Here is a 3,600-nt window from a genome sequence, read left to right as displayed (position 1 = left end):
CGGCCGTTCACCAGCGCACCGAGCCGTTCGGCCTGCCCCCGCAACGACCCGGCACTGCGCGCCGACACCACCAACGGCACCACACCCGAACCCAGTACGGGGGTGTGGTCCGCGACGGCGGCCGGCTCCTCCGGTGAGGCCTGCTCCAGGACGACGTGGGCGTTGGTGCCGCTGACACCGAAGGAGGAGACGCCGGCCCGCCGGGGCTCCTCGCCCCGCGGCCACGGCCGGGCCTCGGTCAGCAGCCGCACCGCGCCGGACTCCCAGTCCACCTTCTGCGACGGTTCGTCCGCGTGCAGGGTGCGCGGCAGCACGCCGTGCCGCACGGCCATCACCATCTTGATGATCCCGGCCACACCGGACGCGGCCTGGGCGTGACCGAGGTTGGACTTGACCGAGCCCAGCCACAGCGGCCGGTCCGCGGGCCGCCCCTGACCGTACGTCGCCAGCAGGGCGCCCGCCTCGATCGGGTCGCCCAGCGTCGTCCCCGTACCGTGCGCCTCCACGATGTCGACCTGTTCGGGCTTCAGCCGGGCGTTGGCCAGCGCGGCCCGGATCACCCGCTGCTGCGCGGGGCCGTTCGGCGCGCTCAGCCCGTTGCTCGCACCGTCCTGGTTGATCGCGCTGCCCCGGACGACGGCCAGCACCGGATGCCCGTTGCGCCGCGCGTCCGAGAGCCGCTCCAGCAGCAGCACACCGACGCCCTCGCCGAGACCCATGCCGTCGGCGTCGTCGCTGAACGCCTTGCAGCGGCCGTCCTGGGCCAGGCCGCGCTGGCGGCTGAAGCCGACCAGGCCGAGCGGGTCGGCCATCACCGCGGTGCCGCCGACCATGGCCATGGAGCAGTCGCCCTGGCGCAGCGACTGGACGGCGAGGTGCAGGGCCACCAGCGACGACGAGCAGGCGGTGTCGACCGTGACGGCGGGGCCCTCCAGGCCGAGGGTGTACGAGACGCGGCCGGAGATGACGCTGGTCGACATGCCGGTGACCAGGTGGCCCTGCATGCCGTCGGGGACGTTCTGGTAGTCGATGCCCCAGCCCTGGTACGCCGCTCCGACGAAGAGGCCGACCTTGCTGCCGTTCAGGGCCGAGGGGTCGATGCCGGCCCGCTCGAAGGCCTCCCAGGAGGTCTCCAGCAGCAGCCGCTGCTGCGGGTCCATGGCGCTGGCCTCACGCGGCGATATGCCGAAGAACGCCGGGTCGAAACGGTCGGCGTCGTGCAGGAAACCGCCCTCGGTCGTGTAGATCTTTCCCTGCTGGTCGGGGTCCGGGTCGTAGAGGCCGTCCAGGTCCCAGCCGCGGTTGACCGGGAATCCGGAGATGGCGTCCTTTTCCTCCGCGACCAGATTCCACAGTTCCTCGGGGGAATTGACCCCGGGGTAACGGCAACTCATGGCGACAATACCGATCGGCTCCCGGGACGCCGAGGTGAGCTGCTGATGGGCCCGCCGCAGTCGCTCGGTCTCCTTCAGGGACTCGCGCAGCGCTCCCACGAGTTTGTCATCGGCGCTTGTCATCGGGTGCTCCGCTCTTTGCTTCTCTTCAGAGGTCATTAGTTGTCGTACGCCATACGGATCAGCCCGTCGACGTCCATGTCGTCGATGGCATCCGTGGAGTCGCCGTCGCCGTGCACCGCGGCGGATTCGGTGTCGGGCGACTGTGCCAGCCTGCGCAGTTCGTCGAGCAGTCCGGATTCCTGAAGCCGCAGCAGCGGAATGGAATTCAGCAGCTCCCGGGCTTCCGCTTCCGCAGGGTCGGCCGGGGCCGCGGGGGCCTGCTCGGGGAAGAGCGCGGCACCGATGTGCTCGGCCAGCGCGCGGGCCCGCGGATAGTCGAACACCACCGTGACGGGCAGCCGCAGCCCGGTCGCCGCGCTCAGCCGGTTGCGGAGGTCGACGGCGCTCAGCGAGTCGAATCCGAGTTCCCGGAAGGCCCGTGACTCGTCGACGGCCGACGGGCCGGGGTACCCGAGCACCGAGGCGATCTGGGTGCACACCAGCTCGGAGATGGCGCGCCGGCGCTCCTCGGCGGACAGCCCGGTCAGCCGCAGGCGTACGGAGGAGTCGTCGTCCCCGGCCCCGGCCGGGGCGGCTTCGGTGGCCAGGATCCTGGCGACCTCCGGCACCTCACCGAGCAGCGGGCTGGGCCGTGCGGAGGTGAAGACCGGCACGAACCGCTCCCAGTCGATGTCCGCGACGACCACCACGCTCTCGTCGCGGTCCAGGACCTGCTGGAAGGCGTTGATGGCCGACTGCGGCGACATGAAGGGGATGCCGCGGCCGCGCAGCTGCTCCTCGGCGAGGTTGGCGGCCATGCCGCCGCCGTCCTCGGGGCTCCAGATGCCCCAGACCACCGAGGTGGCGGCGAGGCCGCGGGCCCGGCGCCGCTCGGCGAGGCCGTCGAGGTACGCGTTGGCCGCCGCGTAGGCGCCGTGCTCCCCGCTTCCCCAGACCGCCGAGATGGAGGAGAAGAGCACGAAGGCGTCCAGTGCGGAGTGGTCGAAGACCGCGTCCAGGTTGGCCGCGCCGACGATCTTCGCGTGGGCGGTGTCGGAGAACTCCAGGAGGTCGGTGTCGGCGAGCGGCACGAGCACGCCCGCGCCGGCGATGTGCAGCACGGTGCGGATCTGCGAACCGTCGGCCTCCACCTGCCGGACCAGTGCGGTCAGGGCGTCGCGGTCGGTCACGTCGCAGGCGGCGATGGTGACCCGGGCGCCGAGTTCGGTGAGTTCGGCCTTCAGCTGCTGCGCGCCGGGGGCGGCCGGTCCGCTGCGGCTGGTGAGCACCAGGTGTTCCGCGCCGCGGCGGGCCAGCCAGCGGGCCGTCTGGCTGCCGATGCCGCCGGTGCCGCCGGTGATCAGTACGGTGCCACGGGGCGTCCAGGCCGGGACGGGGTCCGCCGCGGCCAGGGACGACCGGACCAGTCTGCGGACGAGGAGCCGGGTGCCGCGTACGGCGAGCTGGTCCTCGTTGTCGGGGCCGGCCAGGGCGGCGCACAGCAGCGTGGCGGCGCGGCGGTCCAGGCTCTCGGGGAGGTCGACCATGCCGCCCCAGCGCTGCGGGTGTTCGAGGGCGGCGACTCGTCCCAGGCCCCACACGGCGGCCTGAGCGGGGTCCACCGGCCGGTCGGCACCGGCGGTGCCGGCGGGGGCGGTGGTGACGGCGCTCCGGGTGGCGAGCCAGAGCGGCGCGTCGATGCCCGCGTCGCCGAGGGCCTGGATCAGCGTCAGGGTGAGGCCGAGCCCGGCCGGCAATGCGGGGCAGCCCGGGTGCGGGCCTTCGGCCAGCGCGAGGAGGGAGAGCACTCCGGCGGGGGCCGTGCCGTCCAGCGTCTCCCGCAGGTGTGAGGCAAAAGCGCCGCGGTCGGCGTCTGCTGCCTTCACCTCCAGGGGCAGCACGTTCATGCCCTGCTCACGCAGCGCCTCGACCACTCGCCGCGCCTCGGGGACACCTGCGGGAACCACGGCCGCCCAGGTGCCCGGCGGCACGGTTGTCTTCGGATCGGCCAGTGGTTTCCAGGTGATTCGGTAGCGCCAGGAGTCGGTGAGTGCCTGTTCGCGGCTGCGGCGTCGCCAGGAGGCCAGGGACGGTAGCAGTGACG

General features: G+C 72.8%; 2 protein-coding genes. Both read right to left on the bottom strand.

What is annotated here, in order from left to right:
- Positions 1–1,493 (bottom strand): type I polyketide synthase (locus tag ACIP82_RS37765; protein ID WP_400660325.1); only part of this gene is annotated, 1,493 nt, incomplete at its 3' end.
- A 59-nt stretch (positions 1,494–1,552) separates the two neighbouring features.
- The coding region (locus ACIP82_RS37760) for a beta-ketoacyl reductase (RefSeq protein ID WP_400660323.1) at positions 1,553–3,600 on the bottom strand (2,048 nt) is incomplete at its 5' end.

Origin of the sequence: Kitasatospora sp. NPDC088548, from assembly GCF_044753005.1 — a bacterium.
GTDB lineage: Bacteria > Actinomycetota > Actinomycetes > Streptomycetales > Streptomycetaceae > Kitasatospora.
The sequence above is the reverse complement of the archived record's forward strand: the minus strand, read 5'-3'. Positions and strand labels throughout refer to the sequence as shown.